This is a genomic window from Brevundimonas vesicularis (assembly GCF_032067225.1).
Taxonomy (GTDB): Bacteria; Pseudomonadota; Alphaproteobacteria; order Caulobacterales; family Caulobacteraceae; genus Brevundimonas; species Brevundimonas vesicularis_F.
On record NZ_DAMBJX010000052.1, the window covers coordinates 1 to 773 of the forward strand.

Genomic DNA, 773 nt, shown 5'->3' on the forward strand with positions numbered 1-773 from the left:
GCTGGAGCCGCAAGGGATCAAGGTCTCGGTCAACGACTTCGTCATCAAGGCCGCCGCCCTGGCCCTGAAGATGGTGCCGGAGGCCAACGCCTCCTACACGCCCGAAGGCATCGCCATGCACCACAACGCCGATGTCTCCATGGCGGTGGCGATCGACGGCGGCCTGATCACCCCGATCATCAAAAAGGCCGAAACCAAGGGTCTGGCGCAGATCGCGACCGAGTCCAAGGACTTGGCCAAGCGCGCCCGCGACCGCAAGCTGAAGCCCGAAGAGTTCCAGGGCGGCACCTTCTCGGTGTCCAATCTGGGCATGTTCGGCATCAAGCAGTTCACCTCGATCATTAATGAGCCGCAGGGCTGCATCATGAGCGTGGGCGCGGGCGAGCAACGCGCGGTCGTCAAGAACGGCCAGGTCGTGCCGGCTACCGTCATGACCGTGACCCTGACCTGCGATCACCGCGTGGTGGACGGCGCGATCGGCGCCCGCTTCCTGCAGGCGTTCAAGCCGCTGATCGAAGATCCCGTCGCGATGCTGGCCTAAGGGGAGGGTGAGGTCATGACCTCGGTCTATGACTTCTCCGCCCGCGCCATCGACGGCACGGACGTTTCGCTCGATCGCTTTCGCGGTCAGGCGTTGTTGATCGTCAATACGGCGTCCAAGTGCGGCTTTACGGGGCAGTACGACGGCCTCGAAAAGCTGCACCGCGCGTTCGCCGATCAGCCGTTTGAGGTGTTGGGCTTTCCCTGCAACCAGTTCGGCGAGCAGGAGCCGG

Annotated in this window: 1 protein-coding gene and 1 pseudogene; both read left to right on the forward strand. The window is 63.9% G+C overall.

Annotated features, from left to right (window positions below; genetic code table 11):
- A partial coding sequence (locus RT123_RS12480; protein WP_313009443.1) for a 2-oxo acid dehydrogenase subunit E2 occupies window positions 1-541 on the forward strand: 541 nt, incomplete at its 5' end.
- Window positions 542-556: 15 nt separating this feature from the next.
- Window positions 557-773 (forward strand): annotated as a pseudogene (locus tag RT123_RS12485) (glutathione peroxidase); the annotation flags it as partial.